The 24268-nt window shown below is 63.2% G+C and carries 21 protein-coding genes and 1 riboswitch; of the genes, 15 read left to right on the plus strand and 6 right to left on the minus strand.

Annotation, left to right across the window (positions count from 1 at the left end; genetic code table 11):
• The first annotated feature begins 9 nt into the window (after positions 1–9).
• Genes pcaB through EEB13_RS23945 form a run of 4 tightly spaced genes read left to right on the plus strand, consistent with a single transcriptional unit; the run spans position 10 to position 4574 of the window.
• Positions 10–1338, plus strand: a complete 1329-nt coding sequence (gene pcaB, locus EEB13_RS23930; protein ID WP_141486421.1) for a 3-carboxy-cis,cis-muconate cycloisomerase — start codon at positions 10–12, stop codon at positions 1336–1338.
• A complete protein-coding gene (gene pcaD, locus EEB13_RS23935; protein ID WP_141486422.1) occupies positions 1335–2516 on the plus strand; it encodes a 3-oxoadipate enol-lactonase in 1182 nt (393 codons plus the stop codon). Before pcaB ends, pcaD begins: the two co-directional genes overlap by 4 nt.
• Positions 2513–3337, plus strand: a complete 825-nt coding sequence (locus tag EEB13_RS23940; protein WP_141486423.1) for an IclR family transcriptional regulator — start codon at positions 2513–2515, stop codon at positions 3335–3337. The genes pcaD and EEB13_RS23940 overlap by 4 nt, the downstream gene beginning before the upstream one ends.
• Positions 3338–3362: 25 nt before the next feature.
• Positions 3363–4574: an acetyl-CoA C-acetyltransferase gene (locus tag EEB13_RS23945; protein ID WP_141486424.1), complete on the plus strand. Its 1212-nt coding sequence runs from the start codon at positions 3363–3365 to the stop codon at positions 4572–4574.
• A 14-nt stretch (positions 4575–4588) separates the two neighbouring features.
• Here EEB13_RS23945 and EEB13_RS23950 read toward each other — a convergent pair whose 3' ends face one another.
• The 4 genes from EEB13_RS23950 to EEB13_RS23965 form a co-directional block, all read right to left on the minus strand.
• On the minus strand, positions 4589–5428 hold the full coding sequence (locus tag EEB13_RS23950) for a crotonase/enoyl-CoA hydratase family protein (protein WP_141486425.1): 840 nt from the start codon (positions 5426–5428) through the stop codon (positions 4589–4591).
• Positions 5429–5641: 213 nt separating this feature from the next.
• On the minus strand, positions 5642–7012 hold the full coding sequence (locus tag EEB13_RS23955; RefSeq protein ID WP_141486426.1) for an HNH endonuclease signature motif containing protein: 1371 nt from the start codon (positions 7010–7012) through the stop codon (positions 5642–5644).
• A gap of 138 nt (positions 7013–7150) precedes the next feature.
• On the minus strand, positions 7151–8002 hold the full coding sequence (locus tag EEB13_RS23960; RefSeq protein ID WP_141486427.1) for a hypothetical protein: 852 nt from the start codon (positions 8000–8002) through the stop codon (positions 7151–7153).
• A 44-nt stretch (positions 8003–8046) separates the two neighbouring features.
• Complete coding sequence (locus EEB13_RS23965; RefSeq protein ID WP_033234051.1) at positions 8047–8739, minus strand: SDR family NAD(P)-dependent oxidoreductase; 693 nt, start codon at positions 8737–8739, stop codon at positions 8047–8049.
• A 150-nt stretch (positions 8740–8889) separates the two neighbouring features.
• Between EEB13_RS23965 and EEB13_RS23970 the strand changes: the two genes are divergently transcribed.
• The 8 genes from EEB13_RS23970 to EEB13_RS24005 all read left to right on the plus strand — a co-directional run bounded on the left by EEB13_RS23970 (position 8890) and on the right by EEB13_RS24005 (position 18708).
• A complete protein-coding gene (locus EEB13_RS23970; protein ID WP_033234050.1) occupies positions 8890–9792 on the plus strand; it encodes a LysR family transcriptional regulator in 903 nt (300 codons plus the stop codon).
• A 154-nt stretch (positions 9793–9946) separates the two neighbouring features.
• On the plus strand, positions 9947–11323 hold the full coding sequence (locus EEB13_RS23975) for an MFS transporter (protein WP_033234049.1): 1377 nt from the start codon (positions 9947–9949) through the stop codon (positions 11321–11323).
• A gap of 67 nt (positions 11324–11390) precedes the next feature.
• Positions 11391–12272: a shikimate dehydrogenase gene (locus EEB13_RS23980; protein ID WP_141486428.1), complete on the plus strand. Its 882-nt coding sequence runs from the start codon at positions 11391–11393 to the stop codon at positions 12270–12272.
• Between the two features lie 44 nt (positions 12273–12316).
• A complete protein-coding gene (locus EEB13_RS23985; RefSeq protein WP_187328618.1) occupies positions 12317–14269 on the plus strand; it encodes an FAD-dependent oxidoreductase in 1953 nt (650 codons plus the stop codon).
• Complete coding sequence (locus EEB13_RS23990; protein ID WP_021345325.1) at positions 14266–15090, plus strand: aldo/keto reductase; 825 nt, start codon at positions 14266–14268, stop codon at positions 15088–15090. Before EEB13_RS23985 ends, EEB13_RS23990 begins: the two co-directional genes overlap by 4 nt.
• Positions 15090–16184, plus strand: coding sequence for a Gfo/Idh/MocA family protein (locus EEB13_RS23995; RefSeq protein ID WP_141486430.1), 1095 nt, complete (start codon positions 15090–15092; stop codon positions 16182–16184). The genes EEB13_RS23990 and EEB13_RS23995 overlap by 1 nt, the downstream gene beginning before the upstream one ends.
• Positions 16181–17908: an FAD-dependent oxidoreductase gene (locus tag EEB13_RS24000; protein ID WP_141486431.1), complete on the plus strand. Its 1728-nt coding sequence runs from the start codon at positions 16181–16183 to the stop codon at positions 17906–17908. The genes EEB13_RS23995 and EEB13_RS24000 overlap by 4 nt, the downstream gene beginning before the upstream one ends.
• Positions 17905–18708 (plus strand): sugar phosphate isomerase/epimerase family protein, encoded by an 804-nt coding sequence (locus EEB13_RS24005; protein WP_141486432.1) that lies wholly within the window; start codon positions 17905–17907, stop codon positions 18706–18708. Before EEB13_RS24000 ends, EEB13_RS24005 begins: the two co-directional genes overlap by 4 nt.
• 54 nt (positions 18709–18762) lie before the next feature.
• Here EEB13_RS24005 and EEB13_RS24010 read toward each other — a convergent pair whose 3' ends face one another.
• Positions 18763–19851: a 3-deoxy-7-phosphoheptulonate synthase gene (locus EEB13_RS24010; protein ID WP_033234043.1), complete on the minus strand. Its 1089-nt coding sequence runs from the start codon at positions 19849–19851 to the stop codon at positions 18763–18765.
• Positions 19852–20081: 230 nt separating this feature from the next.
• Positions 20082–20218: riboswitch (cobalamin riboswitch) on the plus strand.
• Positions 20219–20260: 42 nt separating this feature from the next.
• Here EEB13_RS24010 and EEB13_RS24015 point away from each other — a divergent pair.
• The 3 genes from EEB13_RS24015 to EEB13_RS24025 are packed head-to-tail and all read left to right on the plus strand — an operon-like array spanning position 20261 to position 23138.
• Positions 20261–21307, plus strand: a complete 1047-nt coding sequence (locus EEB13_RS24015) for an ABC transporter substrate-binding protein (protein ID WP_033234042.1) — start codon at positions 20261–20263, stop codon at positions 21305–21307.
• Positions 21304–22344, plus strand: coding sequence for a FecCD family ABC transporter permease (locus EEB13_RS24020; RefSeq protein ID WP_141486433.1), 1041 nt, complete (start codon positions 21304–21306; stop codon positions 22342–22344). Before EEB13_RS24015 ends, EEB13_RS24020 begins: the two co-directional genes overlap by 4 nt.
• Entirely contained in the window at positions 22341–23138 is a 798-nt protein-coding gene (locus EEB13_RS24025) for an ABC transporter ATP-binding protein (protein WP_141486434.1), read from the plus strand. Before EEB13_RS24020 ends, EEB13_RS24025 begins: the two co-directional genes overlap by 4 nt.
• Here the strand turns inward: EEB13_RS24025 and EEB13_RS24030 are convergent.
• Positions 23086–24201 carry a DNA alkylation repair protein gene (locus tag EEB13_RS24030; RefSeq protein WP_141486435.1) on the minus strand — a complete coding sequence of 372 codons (1116 nt, stop codon included), beginning with the start codon at positions 24199–24201 and terminating at the stop codon, positions 23086–23088. The genes EEB13_RS24025 and EEB13_RS24030 overlap by 53 nt on opposite strands.
• Positions 24202–24268: the final 67 nt, after the last annotated feature.

Raw genomic sequence — 24268 nt, forward strand, 5'->3', positions numbered from 1 at the left:
GGAGTACACATGTCCACTCGCGGCGCACTGTTCGATCCGGTGTTCGGTGCCACCCTGGTATCCGAGCATCTGTCAGACCAGGCGTGGGTGACCGCGTTGCTCGACGTGGAAGCCGCACTGAGCTGTGCGGCGGCCACGATCGGGTTGGCCGACGGTAACCAGTGCGCCGCTGTGGCGGCTGCTGCCGCAGAGCTGTCCAAACCCGGTGGGCTCGACATCGTCGCACTGGGTCGCGCCTCTGCCTCGGGTGGTAATCCGGTGATCCCGCTCGTGAAGATTCTGCGTGAACGTGTTGCTCAGGACGGTATACCTGGCAATGTTGTTCACCCGGGCGCCACCAGCCAGGACATCATGGATTCCGCACTCATGCTGCTGACGCGCCGCGCAGGCTCTGTTGTACTCGCAGATCTGACCTGGGCTGCCGACTCTGCAGCTCACCTCGCCCGACTCCATCGCTCGACGCCGATGGTGGCGAGAACCCTGGGGCAACAAGCACTTCCGACCACCTTCGGGCTACTGGCAACAAGCTGGTTCACCGCACTCGACGCCGCTGCCAATCGACTCGAGACCGTACTGTCGACATTGCCCGTTCAATTCGGCGGTGCCGCAGGCACACTCGCCGCGTCGTATCCGAACGGTCTCGCACTCGCCGACGCTTTTGCCGACGAACTCGGCTTGGCTCGGCAGCTTGTTCCGTGGCATACCGATCGCGTGACCATCGCCGAACTGGCAACCACCCTCGGCATCGTCGCTGGGGCCGTGTCCAAACCGGCTACAGACATCACCGTCATGGCATCGACGGAGCTTTCCGAAGTTGCCGAGAAAACTCCAGGCGGCTCATCCGCCATGCCGCACAAGCAGAATCCGGTTGCCGCCGTTACCGCCCGTGCGGCGGCGCGGCGTGTTCCCGCACTCGTCGCCACAGCGCTGTCCAACATGGATCACGAGTTCGCGCGGGCGGCCGGTCCGTGGCATGCGGAGTGGGAAACCGTCACAGATCTCCTGCGTCTGGCCGGCGGAGCGGCGCATCAATTGTGCGTCAGTCTTGCCGGCTTGCAGGTGCATACCGATTCGATGGCACGCAACCTCGACATCACCGGTGGTTTGATTCTTGCCGAACGGGTCACGAAGGCACTCTCGGCGCACACCGATCGTGCTCGTGACATCGTCACCGCCGCAGCCGCTTCCGGCACGCGCTTGGACCGCGACCCGGCAATCACGGAACACTTGACCGCAGCCGAACTTACCGAACTTCTTGATCCAGCACAGTATCTGGGCCACGCCACCGACCTGGTCGACCGAGCCCTCGCCGCACGCCCCACAGGAGGACCCCGATGAGCGTCGCGCTCAACTTTCACCAGACCGGCAATCCCGATGCTCCCGCAGTCGTGTTCCTCGGCTCGCTCGGATCCGATCTCTCCATGTGGGCGCCGCAGATCCATGCGCTGTCGAACCGCTACCGCGTCGTCGCCGTCGATCATCGTGGTCACGGTAAGTCCCCGGTACCCGCCGGCCCGTACACCGTCGCGGACCTTGCCGGAGACGTCATCGCACTGATCGATTCGCTCGAACTCGAGTCGGTTCACCTGGTCGGACTCTCCCTCGGCGGTGCAGTCAGCCAGTGGATCGCCGCGCACCATCCCACTCGCGTCGACACCCTGACATTGCTGTGCACGTCCTCGCAGTTTGCCCCGGCCCAGCCGTGGATCGATCGAGCGCAGACCGTCCGCACCGACGGCATCGCGTCCATTGCCGCAGCTGTTGTCGGCCGCTGGTTCACACCCGGACTTGCCAAAAGCGATCCGGAACTTGTCGCGCGGCATGTGGCGATGGTCGAGGCAACACCCGACGAGGGATACGCTGCCTGCTGCGAAGCACTCGCCGTCTGGGACGGCCGCGGCGACCTCGCCCGGATCGTGGCTCCGACCCTCCTCATCGCGGGTGAGCAGGACCCGTCGACTCCCCCGGCCACCCTGGCAGCGATTGCCGACGGTATTGCCGACTCCGTGATGCACGTCGTCGATCCCGGAGCGCACCTCGCCAATGTCGAGCAGGCCGGACGCGTCACCAAACTCCTTGCGGCGCATATTTCCTCGCATACACCGGCGGTTGCTCAGCGCAGCGCCGCGGTCGCGGCCGGGATGACCGTCCGGCGCCAGGTTCTCGGTGACGCCCACGTCGATCGGTCCGTCGCCGGCGCCACCGAGTTCACCGCGCCGTTCCAGGATTTCATCACTCGCACCGCCTGGGGTGACATTTGGTCGCGTCCCGGACTCGATCACCACACACGCAGGCTGCTGACTCTCGCGATACTCACCGCAGTCGGCAACGAGCACGAACTCGACATGCATATCCGCGCCGCACTGCGCAGCGGAATGGATCCGGATCAACTCGTGGAAGTATTTCTCCATACCGCGGTCTATGCGGGTGTGCCGAACAGCAATCAGGCTTTTGCGCTGGGTAAGCAGGCACTCGCGGACCTCACGCCGAAGCCCGAGGAGAACACGACACCATGAGCGAAATTAACAGCGACCAGTCGCCGGGGCCGTCACCCGACTACGTGCAGTCGCTGGCCCGCGGACTGTCCGTCATCAAGGCGTTTGATGGCGAGCACCCCCGGCGCACGCTCAGTGAAGTCGCCCGGACCACCGATCTCACGCGTGCCACAGCGCGTCGGTTTCTGCTCACTCTGGTGGAGCTCCAGTACGTACGTACGGATGGTTCGGTGTTCTGGCTGACTCCACGCGTTCTCGAACTCGGGTACAGCTACCTGTCCAGCCTGTCGCTGCCCGAGCTCGCGGGACCGCATCTGGAGGCGCTGTCCGCCAAGGTCCGGGAATCCACCTCGGTCTCCATCCTCGACGGCGACGACGTCGTGTACGTCGCCCGCGTACCGGTCAGCCGCATCATGACGGTTTCCATCACCATCGGCACTCGCTTTCCGGCGTACGCAACGTCCATGGGGCGAGTGCTGCTCGCCGGTCTGCCAGACGACGCACTCGAGCAGTACCTGTCCCGAGTCTCGTTCACACGTCTCACGGGCAAGACCATCTCGACTCCCGAAGAACTGCGGGCCGAACTCGACAAGATTCGCGCCGACGGTTACTCAGTGGTCGATCAGGAGCTCGAAGAGGGGTTGCGATCGCTCGCAGCACCGATTCGCGATGCCAACGGCGCCGTGGTTGCTGCGGTGAATATTTCCACCCAGGCTGCCCGCTACAGCACCGAAGCGGTTCTCGCTGAACTTGTTCCGGCTGCGATAGCCACCGCCGACGCGATTTCCGCCGATCTCGGCCGTACTCAATCCTCGAACAATCACTCGGCTGCTACGCGCTGATCGAGCCCACTCCAAGGAAGAACTTATGCCTGACGTCGTCATCTGCGAACCGCTCCGCACACCGGTAGGCCGCTTCGGCGGTGTCTTCCGCGACATCGCACCGGAAGACCTCGCTTCCACCCTCATCACCGAACTCGTCTCGCGCACCGGAATTTCCGGTTCCGATGTGGACGACGTGATCTTGGGGCAGGCATCCCCGAGCGGTGAGGCCCCGGCCATCGGCCGCATTGCCGCGCTCAATGCCGGACTCGGCATCGATGTCCCCGGCATGCAGGTGGATCGGCGCTGCGGATCCGGATTGCAGGCGATCATCGCGGCAGTCATGCAGGTTCAGTCCGGCGGCAGCGATCTGGTTCTCGCCGGCGGCGCCGAGTCCATGAGTGCGGCCGAGTTCTACGCCACCGGAATGCGTTGGGGCGTCAAAGGTGAAGCCGTGGCGCTCAGTGATCGTCTGGCCCGCGCCCGTGTCACTGCCGGCGGCCGCGATTTCCCGGTTCCCGGAGGCATGATCGAAACCGCAGAGAACTTGCGGGCAGAGTTCTCCATCAGCCGCGAGGATCAGGACGCATTAGCCGTGCAGTCTCATCAGCGCGCAGTCGCCGCCCAGAAGAATGGCATCTTCGCCCAGGAAATCGTTCCGGTCTCCGTACCCCAGCGCAAGGGCGACGCACTCCTCGTCGACACCGACGAGCATCCGCGCGCCGACACCTCGATGGAATCCCTTGCCCTCCTTCGCCCCATGCGCGGCAAGATCGATCCCGACTCCACCGTCACGGCCGGCAACGCGAGCGGTCAGAACGACGGCGCGGCACTCGCCATCGTCACCACCGCCGAGAAGGCACGCTCACTCGGTCTGCGTCCCCTTGCCCGCCTTGCCAGTTGGAGTGTTGCCGGTGTTCCACCCCGCACCATGGGCATCGGCCCCGTTCCGGCGTCCGAGAAGGCACTTGGCCGCCTCGGCCTCACCTTGGCGGACATGGACGTCATCGAACTCAACGAAGCCTTTGCCGCACAGGCACTTGCAGTTCTGCGCACCTGGAAACTCGAAGCCGACGACCCCCGCATCAACCCCAACGGCTCCGGCATCTCACTCGGTCACCCCGTAGGTGCGACCGGCGGACGAATCCTCGCCACCCTGCTGCGCGAAATGGATCGACGGGAAGCCCGCTACGGCCTCGAAACCATGTGCATCGGCGGCGGCCAGGGACTGGCTGCCGTGTTCGAACGCCTCAGCTGAGAATCGCGCGGCACTTATTGCTGAGTGTCGTTTTGCTGAGTGCTGTTTTGCTGAGTGTCGTTCTCGAACCGTCCGTGCCGTCCCGCACCGGCAGCAAAGGCCGCCGCTCCGCGCGCACCTTCGGCAGCGACAATCGGACTACCAGCAGCACCTTCCGCTCGCAGCGCTTCCGCGAGCGGAAGGTCGAATGACCGGTACGCCGACACCCGGTCCGCCAGCATGCACAGCTGCGGAAACGCAGTGAGCTGCTGCGCCAGTTCTTGCGCTGCTGCCAAGGAGTCACCCACCGGAACAACACGATTCACCAGCCCGAACGAGAGTGCTTCCTGGGCGTCGACGGGCCGCCCCGTCAGGATCATGTCGAGTGCGCGGCCTTGTCCCACTATGCGTGGCAATCGCACGGTTCCGCCGTCGATCAAGGGCACTCCCCAGCGCCGACAGAAAACACCGAAGACCGAGTTTTCCTCACAGACTCGCAGATCGGCCAGCAAGGACAATTCCAGGCCACCGGCTACCGCATACCCACTGACAGCGGCGATCAGCGGTTTCGACAGCGCCAGCCGACTCGGACCCATCGGCCCCGTACCGCCGCCCTCCGGGTCGAGTTCATGCAAGCGCGACGGATCATTCACTGCCGTCAGATCTGCTCCGGCGCAGAAAGTTCCACCGGCACCCCAGAGTATTGCGACGTGCGCAGTATCATCGGCTTCGAAGTCCAGAAATGCGTCACGCAGCTGCGCGGCCATCGGCCCGTCGACGGCATTCTTTCGGTCGGGACGATTCATGACGATGGTGGTGACGCCACCCTCGCGCTGTACATAAACATCGCCGTGCGGGCGATCCGAGTCGGTCACTGTGCTTCCTCACTATCCGCGGACAGGGCCCCTCTGTCCACACTGCCACTGTCCACACTGCCACGCAGGAAAATGAATCGTCAGCCGTTCGCGCGATCAAGAACCCGAGAACCAAGAAACAGATACCCGAACCCGCGCATGCGTGTTGGCTTCGCACCGGCTAGCTGGTGATGCGAAGCTCTCACACGGTATTCACTTCCGGTGGAACCGTTTTCAGTCTCGGTGGACTGGTCCTTGGCGGGTGGTGGAGCGGCGGCGTCGTTGTTTCGGGTCGATCGCGGCTGGTGGGATGAACCAGGGTTTGTGATCGGTGCCCATTTTGATTTCCCAGATTCCGCGGAATCCGCTGGTGCTGTGAATCAACCGGTGGTGGCTACGGCAGAGGAGGGTGAGGTTGTCCATCACCGTCAGTCCGCCGGTTGACCAGGGTTGTATATGGTGCGCGTCGCACCACGCCGGTACGGCATCGCAGTTGGGGAAGGCGCAGCCTTTGTCCCGGGCAATCAGTGCGGTGCGTTGTTCCGGTGTGACGAGGCGTTTGTGCGGCGTCGCATCCAACGGCGCACCGTTGCCGTCCATCAACACGGTCGAGAGCATGCAATCGCAGGCGAGCATCCGGGTCAGGCTCACACTGAGCGGTCCCATCCAGGGCATGTATCCCACATCAAGATCCTCGACATCAGGCTCGTCGTCATCGAACGCACTGCCGTAGAACTCACCATCATCCGATGCGCCTTCGCTGCGCATGGTGGCGCATTCGCGATGCTCGGCAAGGTCTTTCGCGGTGATGTGCACGTTCACATGCGGACGCTGACCGCCATCAACACCGGTGACGGCGTTGTCGAGGTACCGGCGAATCAGTTCCGTGAAGGCGTCGGCGGTTCGTATGGCTGCCGATCGCTGATCCGGGGTTCCGTCCGCAGCCGGTTTCGGCATCGACAGACCCGAGAGCGCCGACAACAGCATTTCGCCCGTGAGTGCATCGAAATCACCCTTGATGGCCACGCGCCCGTTGAGCGTCGGAGCAATCCGCAAGACATTGAGGTCGTCGTCCTCACCGGGCGGGATCTCATCCGATTCGAAAATCCGCTCCAAAACCGCAATCGCGTAGCGGAGTTTGATGGTGGTCGCCTCCACACCGGATGCGGCAGCGAGAAGGGTTGCCATGCAGGACGGTAGAGCGTTCTCCGGCATTCCTTTTGGTGGGGATTCGCAGAACGCGGCGATCATTGCCGCATGATCGAGCGAAAGATCACCGGCCTCGAATTGGGCAGTAATGTCCGGGAATGCCCGCAGTGCGGCACCGAGGGCGGCGATCTTGTTACCGGCCGCATTCTGCAACATCGTATTCGCCGCCAACCACCGACCCAAACCTCGATAACACAGCACCTGCTCATCCGGATTGAGCGCCAACGCATCTACTGCGGCAACCCGAATCGCTTCCAACCGAAGAATTTCCGCAGACACACTAACGGCAACGTCCCGAACCTCGGCCGGACGCAACCGCCACAACCTGCCCCGCACACCCGTCGCGGAACCAGCGACAACATCCCCCACCGAAACAAAATCGTTCACCGTAGTCATCAGAGCCTCCCCACCCTTGACTCAAGTATACTCGAACACCTTTTCGATTCAAGGGATATTTCGGGCACATTCGGCCGAATATTGCTTGTAGCCAGGAGTATTGATCAAACGAGAGATGGCACCCTACTCCCCCACCGCCTATCGAGGATCCATCCGATAATGCAACGCCATGGCCCGGGCGCGCCACAGACGCAATTCGTGATCGGTTCGCAGAACACCTTCCGAGTCTTCGAACACGTGGAATCGCTCATGGATCGGAATCCTTGCCGCATAGACCTTTCCATTCTCCACGACAGTGACGTATGCCCCTATGTCCCCGAATTCTCCTTGCCCCGAGGTGAGTAGCAGGGAACCGTCGTCGCAGACTTCGGGGTGCAGGAACACCTGAACATTCCCAGACTCCAGCGGGAACGAGACATGGACACAGGGTTGAGAACTGTTCGGCAGCAACGCGATTCGGTAGTACCCACTGAAGAGATAGTCACCTGACTTTCGCAGTGTCCGCAGCCAGGCCGAACCCGCATGCCTGCCGTCGGCATCCGCTACGCGTGTAATCGAACTGTCGACACCATACGCAACTGACATCGGGTTTACGGGCAGCGCAAGTTGCTGCACGCGCCGACCGTAGAACCGCTCGACCAGCGACCCCCACGGCGCAAATCCCGGCGCCCATTGTGTCCACGCCTGCATTCGCCACGTCGAGGTTCGCTCGTAGAAATCACGGATGGACGGCGTCAACCGCGACGGATCAAAATCCGGCCCCGCCAATGCATCCATGCGTGGTAGGAGACCCTCGACCGCTGCCCCTACAACAACCGCACCACCGATACGCAACGCTTCGGCGTGAATCCAACTGTCTTCCACCGGACCGCGCACCGCCGTCGGCGCTTGCAACCACGTATCTTCGGACAGGTCGATTTTGCGGCCGACTACACGCCAGAACACACGCGTCGCGCGATCTGCAACAGGCCACAGACGTTCACCCGCCATCGACGTCCCCCTCGCCTTGGTGCCCGGTCATCTCCACCTGGACACTAGTACGTTGCACGACCTCCGCTGGCGTCGTACACCGCACCGGTCGAATAACTCACCGCCGTCGAGGACAACCAGCCGATCAGCTCGGCAATTTCGTCCGACTTCCCCATCCGCGACATCGGCGTCAGACTCTGCGACCGAGCGAGAATTGCGGGGTCGGTGCCCGCGTTCATCGGACTTTCGACGGCGGCCGGAGCCACGGCGTTGACCAGGACTCCGGTTGTCGCGATCTCCTTGCCCAGTGACTTTGTCAGAGCAATGACGGCAGCTTTCGACGCGGAGTACGCACTCTGGTTGGGGTTACCGTCTTTTGCGGCAATGCTCGCCAGATTCACAATGCGCCCCCAACCTGATGCGGCCATGCCGGGTACAAAGGCGCGGCACATGAGGAAGGTTCCTTCCACGTTGATTCGGAATGTACGCTGCCAGTCGGCGAGCGAGACATCGACCAGCGGCGCCGACGGACCCACGATGCCGGCACTGTTGATCAAGATGTCGACCTTGCCGATGCGCGCACGCAACTCGCCAACTGCAGCCGGATCGGTCACGTCGAGACGTTCGTCGGCTCCCTCCGCGATGTCAGCGGTAATTGTTCGAACACCGTTGTCGGACAATAGTTTCGAACATGCGGCACCAATTCCGCTGGCACCGCCGGTAATCAGCGCAACTGCACCTTCTGGATAGCTCTGCATCAGTCTCGTCTCCCGGAGATCATGTGCGCTCAGCGCTCAATTTAAGATACAAATAGATATAATCTGCGTCACACTGTGTACGATTTTCGAATATATGACGTCGGGCAGAGTCGTCAAAATCAACAGTCGACATCAACGAAGGACACATCGATGGAAATTCGCTGGTTGCACGCGTTTGTCGCGGTCGCGGAAGAGCTACATTTCGGCCGGGCCGCGTCACGGCTGCAAATGGCTCAGTCGCCCCTGAGCCAGATGATTCGCAAGCTCGAGAAGAACATCGGCGTGCAACTCTTCGAGCGCAGTACTCGCACCGTCGCGCTCACCTCCGGTGGGCACGCTTTCCTGCCACACGCCTATCGCGTTCTCGAAAACATGGAAACCGCCCGTCAAGCCACCCGCGCGTCCACCGGCGGCGTGTACGGCCGTGTCGCGATCGGATTCACCGGCGTGCTCAACCACCAGGCGTTGCCGCCGTTGACGCGCGCATTGCGCCAGCGGTACCCCGAGGTCGAATTGACCCTCCTGGGCCGCATCATGACCCGAGACGCCGTGACACAACTCGAGAGCGGCGCATTGGACCTGGCGTTTGTCGGGTTGCCGGTGGCGGCGGCGCCGTTGTCCACCCGCCTGATTCGCCGCGAAGCCTTTGGCGTCGTACTGCCGATCGATCACCGGTTGGCCGCCGAGAGCGAAATCGACCTACGCGAATTGGCCGACGACGGATTTGTCACCACACCCATGTCGGCCGGTTCTGCCCTGCAGGAGACGGCAATGCGGGCCTGCATGAATGCGAACTTCCGCCCGCGCGTGGTCCAGGAAATCACCGACCCCTACATGATCCTGATGCTCGTTGCGGCGGGAGTCGGCGTCGCCTTGATGCCGTCTGGCATGGCCGGCATTACCCCTCCCGGCAGCGTCTTCGTTCCCCTCACCGGCGAACCGACGTACATGAACCACGGAATCGCCTGGTCACCGCGTCACATGACTGACGCGCTCGCAGTTGCCCTCGCAACCTCGGAGGAAATCCTCCCCACTCCCGAGATTGAGACGTAATTCGACATTATCTGAGACTCATTTAGTGTTGGACGCGCCATAGTCCTTCATGGCAAGGTCGTCTCAGCCGCCGAAAGGTGAGGGACGTCACCGCAGCGTGACGCATCACGACACGTGCCACCACCGTCGGCCAATCGGGACGAAAGGACTACCCATGGCGCCTCCGCCTACCCCCGCAGTTTCCACGACCGGGACCGACGAAAAGCCGAACTCCAACGCTCGGCGTGCCGCAGTGTCGGGCTTCCTCGGAAGCACCCTCGAGTACTACGACTTCTTCATCTACGGCTCCGCCGCCGCACTGGTGTTTCCCACGATCTTCTTTCCCGGCGGAGGCTCCACCGCCACGCTGCTCTCCATCAGCACCCTGGGCGTGGCCTACGTCGCCCGCCCGCTCGGCGCAGTGCTGTGGGGACACCTCGGTGACCGCTACGGTCGCAAGAACGCACTCCTCGCGTGCCTTCTGCTCATGGGAGTCGCGACCGTCGTCGTCGGCTGCCTGCCGACGTACGAGCAGATCGGCATTGCCGCGCCGATCATCCTCGTCTTACTTCGCCTCCTCCAAGGCCTGTCTGCGGGTGGAGAATCACCCGGCTCCTCGGCACTGACACTCGAACACTCACCGGATCACCGCCGTTCGTTCTTCACGTCGTTCACCATGAGCGGCATCATGTTCGGCATCGTCATCTCGAGCCTGGTATTCATCCCAGTAGCAAGCCTGCCCGACGAAGACCTTTACTCCTGGGGCTGGCGAGTTCCCTTCTGGCTCAGCATCATCGTGACCGTCGTTGCACTCTGGCTGCGACGCGCACTCGACGAGCCTGAGGTATTCGAAGAGCTCAAGGAACAGGACAACACGGCAGGAATTCCCGTCGTCGAGATGTTCCGCTCGCACTGGCGCACCGTGATTCGCATCAGCATGAGTTCGACCTTCGCGATGATCAACACCATCGTCAACGTCTTTGCCCTGGCCTACGCCGTCGAATCCGGCTTCGAACGCTCGACGATGCTCTGGGCAATTGCCACGGCCAACTTCGTTGCGGTACTTACCCAGCCGCTGTTCGGCATTCTGTCCGATCGCTACGGCCGCAAGCCCATCTTCGTCATCGGCGCAATCGGCGCCGGCCTGATGGTCTTCGTTTTCTTCCACTCGATCGGAACCCAAAGCGTTCCCATGGTTTTCGCTTCGGGAATCGTCATGATCGGCATCTTCTACGCGATGCCCAATGGCACCTACCCGGCGTACTTCCCGGAGCAGTTCCCCGCCAAGGTTCGCTACACCGGTATGGCCGTGAGCCTCATGCTCGGACTTCTCGTCGCCGGCTTCACACCGGCAATCGCCCAGGCGATTTCCGCAGGCGACAAGAGCAACTGGACACCGGTCGCGTGGATGTGCCTCGGCTTTGCGGTCGTCTCCGCCATCGCCGCGATGTGCGGTCCGGAAACCTATCGGACGCCGACCGCAGAACTCGGCGAACCGAAATCAGTCACGCTCACGAAGCAAGACCCAGAGCTCACCAGCAACAACGCTTGACCGGACCGGCCCCTCGCGCTGACTTCGCGCCGCGAGGGGCCGTCCCCACTTATGCAGGAGAAATGTCATGCCTACCGAATCCACCCGTCACCGGATCGGCCTTGTCGGCGCGGGAATCACCACCTCACTCTCGCCGGCGCTGCACTCCCACGAAGCGGCAGCACTCGGTCTCGCCGCCTACAGCTACGAACTGATCGACCTCGAGGCAAGGAACGTCTCGGTCGAGAAGACCGGCGAGTTGGTTCGCGCCGCCGTCACCGGTGGTTTCACCGGGCTGAACATCACGCACCCGTGCAAGCAAGTTGTCGTGGACGCCCTCGACGAACTGTCCGACAACGCCCGACTGCTCGGCGCCGTCAACACGGTTGTGGTCGACAACGGCCGTCTGATCGGCCACAACACCGATCACAGTGGATTCCTCACCGCACTTCAACGCGGGCTACCTGACGCCACCTTGGATCGAGTGGTCCTCGCCGGCGCCGGCGGGGCAGGTTCGGCAGTTGCCTACGCGCTGGCGGCAGCCGGTACGACGGATCTCCGCATCGCCGACGTCGACTCAGAACGCGCTGCCGATGTATGTTCACGCGTTGCCTCGGCTTTCCCCGACACGCGCACAACGGCTTTGGCGATTGGTGAGATCGCCGATAACCTGGCGACAAGCGACGGCGTCGTCAATGCGTCTCCGATCGGTATGGTCGGCCATCCCGGAACTCCGTTCGACCCCGCTGCGCTCCACTCCGGCTTGTGGGTCGCGGACATCGTCTATCGGCCGATGCGCACCGAATTACTCGACGCTGCACTCGCCCTAGGGTGCCAGGTGCTCGACGGCGGCCAGATGCTGGTGGCTCAAGCCTCCGACACTTTCACGCTCCTGACCGGTGTCGAAGCCGACACGGATCGGATGCGGAGCCATCTGAGCGACATGCTGTCCGAGATGGCCAGCGCATGAGCACAGTCGAACACTCACTCTCGCAAACTGCTCCAGGAGCACTGATGAACGCAACCCAACCGTTCGCCGAACCCCTCGACATGGGCAGCGTCCGCCTTCGGAACCGATTCGTATCTGCTCCGATGGAACGCAATTACTGCGAAGTCGACGGCACCATGACGGACGAGTACATCGCATATCTCGCTCGCCGCGCCGAAGGTGGTGCGGCACTGATCTTCACCGAGGCGAGCTACGTGCGCGCCGACGGCAAAGGCCGCATCCGGCAGATGGGCGTCGACGTCGACGAGCGCATTCCCGGTATCAAGAAGATGGCCGACGCGATCCACGCTCACGGCGCCCTCGTCGGAGTCGAACTCAACCACGGTGGACGTACGGCGCAAGGTTCTGTCAGCGGGTTTGTTCCTGTTGCCCCGACACCGATTCCGTGTTTGGTTGTCGGCGGCGAGATGCCAGAACAACTCGACGGCGACGACATCGAGCACATCATCGACTGTTTCGGTGAAGCTGCGGCGCGCTGCCAGCAGGCGGGCGTCGACGTCATCTCCCTGCACGGTGGCCACGGGTACTTGATCCACCAGTTCCTCTCCCCTGCTTACAATCACCGCGACGACGAGTGGGCCGACCCCACCTTGTTCGTCAACAAGGTCATCGCCTCCGTCCACGAGCATGCTCCGGGAATCACTCTGGGACTTCGATTCTCAGCCTTCGAAGGCATTGACGGCGGGCTCGACGCCGAGACAACCCGCGCGCGCATCGACGCCATCGACACTGACCGACTCGATTTCCTCGACGTCTCGGCCGGCAACTACGAAGCGGGACAGTGGATCATCCAGCCCGGTGAATGGTCCCGCGGACTCCTCGCACCGTACTCCGAGCAGTACCAGCGCGACTTCGACATCCCGGTGGGTGTAGCCGGACGCATCACGTCGCCGGAGATCGCCGCGCAGATCATCGAATCCGGCCAGGCGAACTTCGTCAGCATGGCCCGTACGTTGCACGCCGACCCGGACTTTCCGAATCGCGCTATCGACGGTGGCCGGTACCGCCCCTGCATCGCCTGCAACTACTGCATCGACAGCCTGGCCGCCGGCCCCATTCCCTGTTCCGTCAACCCGTGGGTCGGACGTGAACTGGATCAGCCCACGAAGCCGGCTGATGCCACCGTACGCGTCGCCGTAATCGGTGCCGGTCCGTCCGGAATGGCCGCTGCTCGCGACCTCGCAATTGCCGGTCATCGCGTCGACCTGTACGACGAACGCCCCAGTCTCGGTGGCGACTTCGCTCTGGCATCGAAGCTGCACGAATATCCCGAATACGGGCGGATCGTGGACTGGTACCTCGCGGAACTGGCCGAACTGGGGGTGCAGTGCCACACTTCGACCAGAGCTGACGCAGCATTGCTCGCAAACAGTGACTTCGACGCGATCGTCCTTGCTGCCGGTGGGCACGGTCCCGTGACTGACCTCCTCGGAGCAGCAACCCGTACCGTCCGTGACGTTCGCGAGTTCCTCGCCTCCGGAGATCCTGCCCCCGAAGCAATCACCATTTTCGGCGCCGACCGCGAGGCTGCCGCTGTTGCCGACGATCTGCTCCAGAAGGGCACCCAGGTCGTCATGATCGGGCCGCAGGAAACCATCGCGCACGACGTCGGCCGACGCGGCAAGATCGTACTGCTGCCGCGCCTGGCCTCAAGTGAGAACCTCACGACCTACCTGAGCTCGATCGTCACCAAAGTCGACGCCGATCGGGTCACGATCTCGACAGGCGGTGTACTGAGCGAAGTCGACGCCCCCGGCGAGCTGCTGATCTCACAGGGCGTCGAGCCGCGCTCGGAGCTTCTGGCCGAACTACGTTCACTGGCACCACGACTCGGGGTCCATGCCGTCGGCGACGCGAGCGGTGACGGCGGATCCATCCATGCCGCACTCGTGACCGCAGCCGACGTTGCCGTCGCCATCACCGCCGCCGCTGCGGCCCGTCAGGAGGTTCACGCATGAGCGCACACACAGCCGCACCGGTGGCAACTGCGTTGCCACCCATCGGACTCGGAACCTGGCCACTGGTCGGTGCCGACGCCACGAAGTCGGTTCTCTCCGGCATCGAGGCCGGGTACCGCCTCATCGACACCGCCGCGATCTACGGCAACGAGGACGCCGTCGGCGTAGCGTTGGCGGAGTCGGGCCTACCGCGAGAAGAACTGTTCGTCACCACCAAACTTCGTGGAAACGACCAGGTTTCCGGTGACATCCGCGGAGCGCTCGAGCAGAGCCTGGAACGACTGGGACTGGATCAACTCGATCTGTTCCTGATCCACTGGCCGCTCCCGCGAATCGATCGTTACGTTGCGTCGTTCGAGGCGATGCTGGCCTGCCGCGACGCCGGACTGGTTCGGTACGTGGGTGTGTCGAACTTCCTGGAGCACCACCTGCGCCGCGTCGTCGCCGAAACCGGCGAGGCACCGGCAGTCAACCAGATTCAGATGGACCCGTCGCTCGCGCGAATTCCGGTGCGCCGCGCCAACGACGAACTCGGAATCTTCACGCAGTCGTGGAGCCCGCTCGGCCGCGGCGATGTGCTCGACAACGCCGTGGTCGGGGAGATCGCCGGTCGAATCGGTTGCACACCAGCTCAAGTGGTCCTCGCTTGGCACGTCGCGCAGGGTGTGGTTCCGGTCGCGCGATCAGCGAACCCGACGCGTCAGGCCGAGAACCTGGCAGCACTCGACGTGACCCTCTCCGGCGAGGACATCGAAGCACTGAACAGTCTCGACCGCGGCGAGTCTGCGGCGCGGGACGTCGAAGCAGAGGAACATTTCTGATGACGTTGAAAGTCGGAATCGTCGGCTGCGGCAAGATCGCCGGCAACCATGCCCGAGCCCTGCAGCAAGTCCCCGGCGTCGAGGTAATCGGCTGCTGCGATCCCGATCTCGGACGCGCCCAGGAGTTCGCGGCAGCGCACGGCATTCCCACAGCGGTGAGTTCAGTGGAGCAACTTCTCGCCCTCGGACTCGACGCCTGCACCGTTTGCACGCCGCACCCGGTACATGAAGAGGTAGTCGTGGCCGCTGCCGAAGCGGGTGTACATGTGTTGTGCGAGAAGCCCATCGCGGTCGATGTTGCTGCCGCCGACCGCATGATCGAGGCCGCCGACCGCGCCGGTATCACGTTCGGGGTGCTCTTCCAACGCCGATTCTGGCCGGCCGCACGTCGGATCCGGGACGCCATCGACGATGGCCGTATCGGACTGCCCACGCTCGGCGAGGCGTCGGTCATCCTGCACCGCCCATCGAGCTACTACTCGGCCGACGCGTGGCGCGGACGCTGGGACACCGACGGCGGTGGCGTGCTCATGACGCAGGCGGTGCACCAGATCGACATGCTGGCCTGGTTCATGGGCGAGGCCGTCTCGGTCAGCGGCTTCATCCGCACCCACACCCACGGTGAGCACATCGAGACCGAGGACAGTGCGTCAGCTGTAATTTCCTTTGCTTCGGGCGGCACCGCCACCGTCACCGCGACTACCGGCGCCAATCACAACCTGGGCAACCGCGTCTCGGTGATCGGGCGCACCGGTGCCATCGCCAGCGTCCTCGAGTTCCCTGAAGGGCACGAGGGTGTCAACGAAATCTGGACCGTACCGGGCGAAGTCGAGTTCCAGTCGCCGTATTCCGCCGACATAGACGCCAATCTCGATGTGGGAGCGGTCAATGCGGCACTCACCGATTTCCACACCTTGCAGGTTCAGGACTTCGCCGACGCCGTCCTGACCGGGCGCGAACCCGCCGTCACCGGCCGGGACGCCCGCGCATCACTTGCCATCATCGCCGCAATCTACGAATCGTCACGAACGGGCAAGGTTGTCGAGCTGACATCGACACCGACTCTCGCAACAACTGCCAAGGAGCAGAAATGAGTAGCAGTACCCCCCTCACCTACGACGTAGTTGTCGTGGGCTCTGGCGCAGGCGGGCTTTCCACAGCAATTGCCGCAGCACATGGCGGCGCGTCGGTACTCGTTGTCGAGAAGGCCGACACCTGCGGCGGCGCAACGGCCTGGTCAGGCGGGTGGATGTGGACCCCGCGCAACATGTTTGCCATCGCCGATGGGGTTGTCGAGGATCGTTCGGCGCCGCGGGCATATCTGGAGAACCGACTCGGCGACAACTTCGACGCCGCCAAGGTGGATGCACTCCTCGACGGCGCACCGGAGATGGTCGAGTTCTTCGAACGCAAGACTGCACTGAAGTTCGTTGCCGGAGCCAGGATCGCCGACATTCACGGCGACACACCGGGAGCCGGCACGGGTCATCGTTCCGTCGGACCGAAACCGGTGAGCTTGCGAAAGCTCGGACCCGACGTCGCGGCGCTGCTACGTCGACAGTTGTACGAGACGTCATTCCTCGGCATGGGCATCATGGCCGGCCCCGACCTGCAGGCATTCCTGCATTCGACTCGATCGCCGAAAGCATTTGTGCACTGTGGTGTTCGCGTGACAAAGCACATGTTCGATCTCGCCACCAAGCGTCGTGGCCAGCAACTCGTCAACGGCACTGCGCTTGTCGGCATGATGCTTCGCTCAGCGCTCGATCTCGGCGTCGAGATTCGGGTGAAAACGTCGGCAACATCGCTGCAGACTGACGATGACGGTCGCGTTGTCGGTGTCCGCCTCGAAGGCCCGGATGGTGCGTACTCGGTGACTGCCACGCGCGGCGTCGTACTGGCCACCGGCGGCTTCGCCCAGGACATCGACCGCCGACGTGAACTGTTCCCCCGTACTCCCACCGGAAACGAGCACTGGTCACTCACTCCGAAGACAACCACCGGCGACGGCATCACCCTCGGCGAATCCGTGGGTGGTCGCCTCGACCGCACTCTTGCCTCCCCCGTCGCGTACTGCCCCGTCTCCATCGTTCGTTACCGCAACGGCAAGGAAGGTGTGTTCCCGCACATCCTCGACCGCGGAAAGCCCGGTGTCATCGGAGTTCTCGCGAACGGCAAGCGTTTTGTCAACGAAGCACTCGGCTACCACGACTACACCCTCGCGATGGTCGAGCAGGTTCCCGAGAGCGAAGAAGTGTGCTCGTGGTTGATTGCCGACCAGCAGTACGTGCGCTACCTCCCGCTGGGCATGGCCAAGCCCCTGCCGATCCCGATCCAGCCGTACCTGCGCTCGGGATACCTCACACGGGGTCGCACTGTTCGCGAACTGGCGGAGAAGATCGGCGTTGATCCGACGCAGTTGGAAAAGACAATCGAGGCATTCAATGTCGGGGCCGTGGCCGGTGAAGACCCCGAGTTCGGTCGCGGCACAACGCCGTTCAACCGGGGATCCGGCGATACCGACAACCCCTGGCCGAACCCGTCGCTCGCGCCCTTACAGAAGGGTCCGTACTACGCGGTAAAGGTGGTGCCGGGCAGTTTCGGTACCTTCGCCGGGCTTGTCACCGACTCGTCGTCGCAGGTTCTCGATGACAACGACCGCCCCATCGAGGGATTGCTCGCCGTCGGCGTCGATCAGGCCAGCGTGATGGGCGGGCACTACCCGTCCGGCGGCATCAACCTCGGCCCGGCTATGACGTTCGGTTACCTGGCAGGTCGGGAACTGGCCGGAGCCAAGACAGTTGGAGCGCACGCATGACACTCTCACTCGGACTGGCAGCCCTCACAGTGCTCGATACCGCACCGATGCAGCACGTCGACTTGGCGGAAAAACACGGCTTCGACACCATCGGCATCCGCCTGATGCCCGCGGCACCAGGTACGACGGCCTACCCGCTGCACGAGGACAAGCAGTCGTTGGACGAACTGGTGCGTCGACTGGATGATTCACCCGTTGAGGTATTCGACCTCGAAATCATCCGCCTTGCAGCCGACTTCGACCCCGCCGACTATGTTCCGCTTCTCGAAGCGGGTGCACAGCTCGGAGCCAAGGCCGTTCTGGTGGGCGGCGACGACCGCGACCGCGCTCGGCTCACGGACTCCTATGCCCGCCTCGCGGAACTGTGCGCGAACTACGGCATCGTCGCCTCGCTCGAATTCATGCCGTGGACTGCGGTGCCCGATGCGCGCGCTGCCATCGAGATCGTCTCGGCGGCAGATGGTCCGGCTCGGAGCGTTCTCGTCGACGCATTGCACACCGACCGCTCGGCGACAACGCTGGAGGATCTTGCGTCCATCCCGCGCGAGTGGCTGCACTACGCCCAGATGTGCGACGGTTCGACCCCCGCTCCCACCGATGACGCAGAACTGATCCGTCACGCCCGCGAAGAGCGTCTGGTGCCCGGCGCCGGCGGCATAGCACTGGCCGACATCTGGTCGACATTGCCTGCCGGACTGCCGGTCAGCATCGAATTGCCCAACGAACCGCTACGTCAGGCCGTCGGCACGGACGCTTGGCTGGAACGCCTGGTCACGGCCACGCGAGAAGTACTGGCCTAGCGGCCCTGTGCGCCTTTTTGGTAGTTGGCGCTACCAGAAAGGCGCACGGGGGCGTCAGCCCCTACGGCTGGCAACGGCCTGCGCCAGACGGTCCAACTGCGCTGCCGTGGTGGACCAGTCGATGCACGCGTCGGTGATGGACTGACCGTAGGTGAGTTCGTCCGCCTTGCCCAAGGTCAGGTCCTGACGACCGGCCTCGATGAAGCTCTCCAACATGACACCCGCGATTCCCTGCTCACCGCCGGCGAGACGAGCTGCGATGTCGTCGAGGACGATGACCTGACGCTCGTGATCCTTGCTGCTGTTGCCGTGGCTCGCGTCGATGACCACACGCTCGGGCAGGTTCGACTTGCGCAGGCGGGCAAGGGTATCCGCGACCGTCTCGGCGTCGTAGTTCGGTCCATCGCTGCCACCGCGCAGGATGACGTGGCAGTCGGGGTTACCAGCCGTACGGATCAAGGCAGCCTGACCGTCGAGGTCGGTGCCGGGGAACACATGGCTCGCTGCCGCAGCGCGGGTACCGTCGACGGCTACCTGCACGTCGCCTTCGGTGGAGTTCTTGATTCCGACGGGCATGGACAGTGCGCTGCACAGCTGGCGATGCACCTGGCTCGCAGCGGTCCGGGCACCGATCGCGCCGTAGCTGACCAGGTCCGCGATGTACTGCGGCATGATCGGGTCGAGGAACTCACAGCCGACGGGCAGACCGAGGCTCGACACGTCGAGCAGCAACTTGCGGCCGATACCAAGACCGGTGTTCACGTCGTAGGTGCCGTCGAGGTGGGGATCGTTGAGCAGGCCCTTCCAACCCAGCGTGGTGCGCGGCTTTTCGAAGTAGACCCGCATGACGATGTGCAGGTCGTCCCGCAGTTCTTCGGCCTTGGCAGCCAACCGGCGGGCGTAGTCCATAGCAGCTTCCGGATCGTGTACCGAGCACGGTCCGACAACAACGATCAAACGGTCGTCGTCACCGTTGAGGATGTTGATCGTGTCGGCACGGCCGGTCCGCACGGTTGCGGCCGCGACCTCGTCGGGTGCGTGCTGAGCTCGGACGGTCGCCGGCGAAACCAGCGGACTGATACTGACAGTGCGCTGATCGTCGAGGCTGTCCGATGTGGCTGTGGTGTCGATGGTGACAGTCATGGGGTTTCGGTTTCCTGTTCTCAGGCCGACCCCAGAGATGAAGTGAACTCCAGCGAGCCGGTCTGTAATCCGGCTCTTGGGTGGAGGTTGTCAGCGCGTGGTTACGCCGGCAGGCCCACCCGGGGCCGGCCTGCTAAACCAGAAATAGACGCGCTGCATGTCGGCCACGATACCTCGAGCGCTGACGAGGTCAATTCCACCCCTGTGTTTGCGAGGAGAAACCAGCACCTCGTTATGGTTGACGTGGCCGTTCGTGCGGCCACGATCGGCGAGGGAACCTGGTGCAAGTCCAGGGCTGACGCGCAACGGTGACGAACCTTCTCGAGGGATCGAAGTCCGGATACTCGCTGATCGAGCACGGCGAATTCTCGGCTCCGCGATCGAGCCCTGAGCAAGGAGTTCCCTCTTCATGCGTTTTATGCGCTTCACATCAGCAGTTGTTGCCACCTCGGCTCTCGCGTTTGGTCTGGCCGGCTGCGGCGCCTCCGACGACTCCGTCACCGCGAGTGACGCCAGCTCGTCCAACTACCCCCTGACCATCGACAATTGTGGTCGACAAGTCACGATCGACGCACCACCGACACGTGCGGTCTCCCTCAACCAAGGCTCCACCGAGATTCTGCTGTCCCTCGGTCTCGCAGACCGGATGGTCGGCACCGCGACGTGGACCGATCCCGTTCGCGAGAACCTCGCAGCCGACAACAATCGAGTCCCGCGCCTTGCCGACAACAAACCGTCGTTCGAGGTTGTCCTCGACACGGAACCCGATTTCGTATCGGCCTCGTTTGCCTCCACGATTGCCGAGGGCGGCGTCGCGAGCCGAGATCAGTTCGCCGCGCTCGGCGTACCGACGTACCTCTCGCCCACCGACAACGGCTGCGACGGCAAGGTGTCCTCGGCGTCGAATGCGGACGGCGCTCGCACCGAACCGTTGAAGATCGAGACTGTCTACCAGGAAATCCGGGACTTGGCAGCAATTTTCGACGTGCGTGATCGAGGTGAGCAGTTTGTCACCGAACTACAGGATCGATTCGCGAAAGCGTCCGATTCCGTCGATGCGTCCGGGGTCTCACTCGCATTCTGGTTTGCCGACACCATGACTCCGTACATGGCTGGTTGCTGTGGCTCGTCCGGAATTATCACGGAATCTGTTGGCGCGGAGAACATCTTCGCCGATACGACGGACGAATGGCCCCAGGTCAGTTGGGAAACCATCCTCGATCGCAACCCAACGGCCTTGGTGCTCGCGGACCTGAGTCGGCGCAGTATCGACGGTGACGCTCTGGCCAGCAAGATCGCCTTCCTCGAATCCAACCCTGTCACCTCGCGTCTGCAAGCTGTGCAGGACAAGAAGTACATCGTTGTGAACGGCGCCGATCTCAACCCCTCGATCCGCACGATCGACGGTGTCGAGAAGACCGCTACCGCGCTGCGTGACTGGGGCTTGGCCAATTGAGCACGCGCACTGCGCGTCTCGAATCCCGGTCAACTCTGGGAGTGCTGTTCCTGATCGGTTTGGTGGTTCTCGGATTCTCGATCGCGCTGGCGATCACGATCGGCCCGGCTAATCTGTCGGTTCGCGACGTCTACGCCGTAGTGCTCGAGCATTGGGGTGTCGGATCGTCCGGCGTCAGCCGCATCAAGGACGGCATAGTCTGGGAATTGCGGCTTCCCCGAACACTCTTGGCTGCAGTGTGCGGTGCTGGGCTCGCAGTGTGCGGCGTCATCATGCAGTCGCTGCTCCGTAATCCACTGGCCGATCCTTTTGTTCTCGGAATTTCGTCCGGGGCTTCGACCGGTGCGGTGATGATCGCGGTGCTCGGCATCGGCGGCGGCGTTATCTCGCTGTCCGCCGGTGCATTTGCCGGGGCCGTCGTCTCGTTCGGCCTGGTGATGCTGCTTGCTGCGGGCGCAGGCGGTGGCACGTCCCGCGTGGTCTTGGCAGGTGTTGCAGGCACACAATTGTTCTCGGCACTCACGTCGTTCATCGTCATTTCCTCCGCCGACGCCGAGCAGACTCAAGGCGTCTTGTTCTGGCTTCTCGGTTCGTTGGCCGGTGCCGGCTGGACGGACGTAGTTCTGTGTGGCGCAGTGGTAGCCGTCGGAATCCTTGTGTGTCTCGTCCAGGCACCGGCGTTGGACGCCTTCACTTTCGGCAACAACGCCGCCGCGACGCTCGGAATCCCGGTGCAGCGCGTTCGGCTACTCCTTCTCACCATCACAGCGCTGATCACGGCCGCACTGGTCAGCGCTGCGGGGGCGATAGGTTTTGTGGGACTGGTGCTTCCGCATGCGGCCCGGTTTCTGGTCGGTTCGAGACACAGCCGTTTACTCCCTGCCACGGCGCTGATCGGTGCGATTTTCATGGTGTGGGTGGATGCCATCGCGCGTACTGCGTTTGCGCCCCAGGAGATTCCGGTCGGTGTTGTGACGGCTTTGATCGGCGTCCCCGCATTTGCTGTCATCCTGTTCCGAATGAGGAGAAGCGCATGAGCCTCGCGGCACACGACATCGTGTGGCATCGCGGAAAGAACCTGATCCTCGATCGGGTGAGCGTCGCTGCGCAACCGGGTGACACCATCGGGATCCTCGGCCCCAACGGGTCCGGGAAGTCATCACTCATCAGCATCCTGGCTGGAGTCACGTCTCCTGACTCGGGCGATGTCACGCTGGGCGGCACCAGCATCAGCAACGTTCGCCGACGCACCGTTGCCCGGAAGATCGCGGTGGTCGATCAGCACGCCCACACCGAGGTCGACATCAGTGTGCTCGACGTCGTGAGGCTCGGCCGCATTCCACACCGCACACTGTTCGGTTCCGGCGAGGAAGCCGACGACGACGCAATAGATCAGGCGCTCGCCGACACCGGGATGATCTCGATGCGACGACGCTTGTGGCACACGCTGTCCGGCGGGGAACGCCAACGCGCGCAGATCGCCCGCGCGCTGGCTCAGCAACCGGACGTGCTGCTGCTCGACGAGCCGACCAACCACCTCGACATCTCACACCAACTCGACATCCTGTCACTGGTGTCGACGCTTCCGGTGACCAGTTACATTGCGCTGCATGACCTCAACGTGGCGGCGATGTTCTGTGACCGTCTTGTGGTGCTCGAACGCGGACGGGTGGTTGCGTCTGGTACACCGACCGAGGTGCTGACCGAGGAACTGGTCGAACAGGTCTACCGAGTCCGGGCAAAAGTCACGATCGACCCCGACGACGGCTATCCCTCGGTCAGTTATCGTCCGCAGCGACTTCGAGCTGAAAAGATCTCAGGCCCTGTGTAACCCCGTTGATCTGTAACTCGACGGAATGCGTGCCCGCGTAATACCGCCGCGTGCTGATCGGCTTGAAGGAATGCCGCTTGGCTACCTTCGCACTGGCCCCGGGCGCGAGTGCGCGCGTGGTCAGCTTGAACACCTTCGGACTGGTGAGTCCGTTGGCCTTGACGTGATGGACTATGTAGTCGATTGCCACAGTCACGGACTCACCGCCGTTGTTACTCACCGCAAAACCGAATGCGATGTCTCCGCCCAGATCGACGGCGTCGCGATCGATCACAAAGTCCGAGATCACGATATCCGTGGGTGCCGCAAAGCCCAGCAGAGCCAACGCATCGACGTCGCCGGCTTTCACCAGGCTGCGCAGTGCATGGCGAACCACTTTGGGCGTAGCCGCGTCGGGATCACCGAGCCAACGCTTGGCGATCGATACCGCCAATGCAGCGTCCGCGCGACTGAGGTCGTTGAGATGATTGGCGACAGATCTCCGCACGTATTCCGAGTCGTCGCGGTACAGCGCGTCGAGAATCGAGACCGTGGACTCCGGGTGCTCCGTCAACGCCTTCACCCGCCTACCCCATGGCAGGCGCATCCGGGTGCCCTCACTGGCGAGGCGTCGAACATGCTCGTCCTGGTGATCGGTCCATCCGAGAGCGATCTCCAGCGCTCGCGCGGGATTCGCGTCGAGAAAGGTCCGGATCGCAAATTCGCTCGTCAGACGCGAGGTCAGTTCGGCGAGTAGCGCCATACCGTCGTCGAAATCTGTATTTCGGCCACTGCGCGTGGCGATCACTGCAACAGCTTCCGTGACCGGCCAGATCATCCAGCCCGCAAAGGCCTCGTCGCGCAACGCCAGCCGGATTACCTCGGCAAAGCGCGGAAACTCCTCGGGTAGGTCGGACATCATCGCGTCTCGCACCACACGAGTGCGCTCACCGAGACTGAGGCCGTCAAAGCCGGATGAGCTCTCGCGAACAGCGGCCAATCGCGTGCGTCCCGACTCTTGTTCAAGGCACAGGGCAAGATCGGCGACTACGGAGGCTCCGAGCAGTTCATCAGCGGTGGGCATGCGCGAAGGGTACAACCGGGGTCCGACACGACCGTAGCGCCGGCGCCGGTTAGTGCTGTGCGCATCG

The sequence above is a fragment of the Rhodococcus sp. WS3 genome, assembly GCF_003797085.1.
GTDB lineage: Bacteria > Actinomycetota > Actinomycetes > Mycobacteriales > Mycobacteriaceae > Rhodococcus_F > Rhodococcus_F globerula.

Excerpts from the sequence above, each read along its gene's own strand:
- pcaD (WP_141486422.1), top strand. The coding sequence starts at position 1,335 with ATGAGCGTCGCGCTCAACTTTCACCAGACCGGCAATCCCGATGCTCCC.
- EEB13_RS24015 (WP_033234042.1), top strand. The coding sequence starts at position 20,261 with ATGCGTTTTATGCGCTTCACATCAGCAGTTGTTGCCACCTCGGCTCTC.
- EEB13_RS23955 (WP_141486426.1), bottom strand. The coding sequence starts at position 7,012 with ATGACTACGGTGAACGATTTTGTTTCGGTGGGGGATGTTGTCGCTGGT.
- EEB13_RS24000 (WP_141486431.1), top strand. The coding sequence starts at position 16,181 with ATGAGTAGCAGTACCCCCCTCACCTACGACGTAGTTGTCGTGGGCTCT.
- EEB13_RS23975 (WP_033234049.1), top strand. The coding sequence starts at position 9,947 with ATGGCGCCTCCGCCTACCCCCGCAGTTTCCACGACCGGGACCGACGAA.
- EEB13_RS24025 (WP_141486434.1), top strand. The coding sequence starts at position 22,341 with ATGAGCCTCGCGGCACACGACATCGTGTGGCATCGCGGAAAGAACCTG.
- EEB13_RS23980 (WP_141486428.1), top strand. The coding sequence starts at position 11,391 with ATGCCTACCGAATCCACCCGTCACCGGATCGGCCTTGTCGGCGCGGGA.
- EEB13_RS23970 (WP_033234050.1), top strand. The coding sequence starts at position 8,890 with ATGGAAATTCGCTGGTTGCACGCGTTTGTCGCGGTCGCGGAAGAGCTA.
- EEB13_RS23960 (WP_141486427.1), bottom strand. The coding sequence starts at position 8,002 with ATGGCGGGTGAACGTCTGTGGCCTGTTGCAGATCGCGCGACGCGTGTG.
- EEB13_RS24030 (WP_141486435.1), bottom strand. The coding sequence starts at position 24,201 with ATGCCCACCGCTGATGAACTGCTCGGAGCCTCCGTAGTCGCCGATCTT.
- EEB13_RS23995 (WP_141486430.1), top strand. The coding sequence starts at position 15,090 with ATGACGTTGAAAGTCGGAATCGTCGGCTGCGGCAAGATCGCCGGCAAC.
- EEB13_RS24005 (WP_141486432.1), top strand. The coding sequence starts at position 17,905 with ATGACACTCTCACTCGGACTGGCAGCCCTCACAGTGCTCGATACCGCA.
- pcaB (WP_141486421.1), top strand. The coding sequence starts at position 10 with ATGTCCACTCGCGGCGCACTGTTCGATCCGGTGTTCGGTGCCACCCTG.
- EEB13_RS24010 (WP_033234043.1), bottom strand. The coding sequence starts at position 19,851 with ATGACTGTCACCATCGACACCACAGCCACATCGGACAGCCTCGACGAT.
- EEB13_RS23945 (WP_141486424.1), top strand. The coding sequence starts at position 3,363 with ATGCCTGACGTCGTCATCTGCGAACCGCTCCGCACACCGGTAGGCCGC.
- EEB13_RS23990 (WP_021345325.1), top strand. The coding sequence starts at position 14,266 with ATGAGCGCACACACAGCCGCACCGGTGGCAACTGCGTTGCCACCCATC.
- EEB13_RS23985 (WP_187328618.1), top strand. The coding sequence starts at position 12,317 with ATGAACGCAACCCAACCGTTCGCCGAACCCCTCGACATGGGCAGCGTC.
- EEB13_RS23940 (WP_141486423.1), top strand. The coding sequence starts at position 2,513 with ATGAGCGAAATTAACAGCGACCAGTCGCCGGGGCCGTCACCCGACTAC.
- EEB13_RS23965 (WP_033234051.1), bottom strand. The coding sequence starts at position 8,739 with ATGCAGAGCTATCCAGAAGGTGCAGTTGCGCTGATTACCGGCGGTGCC.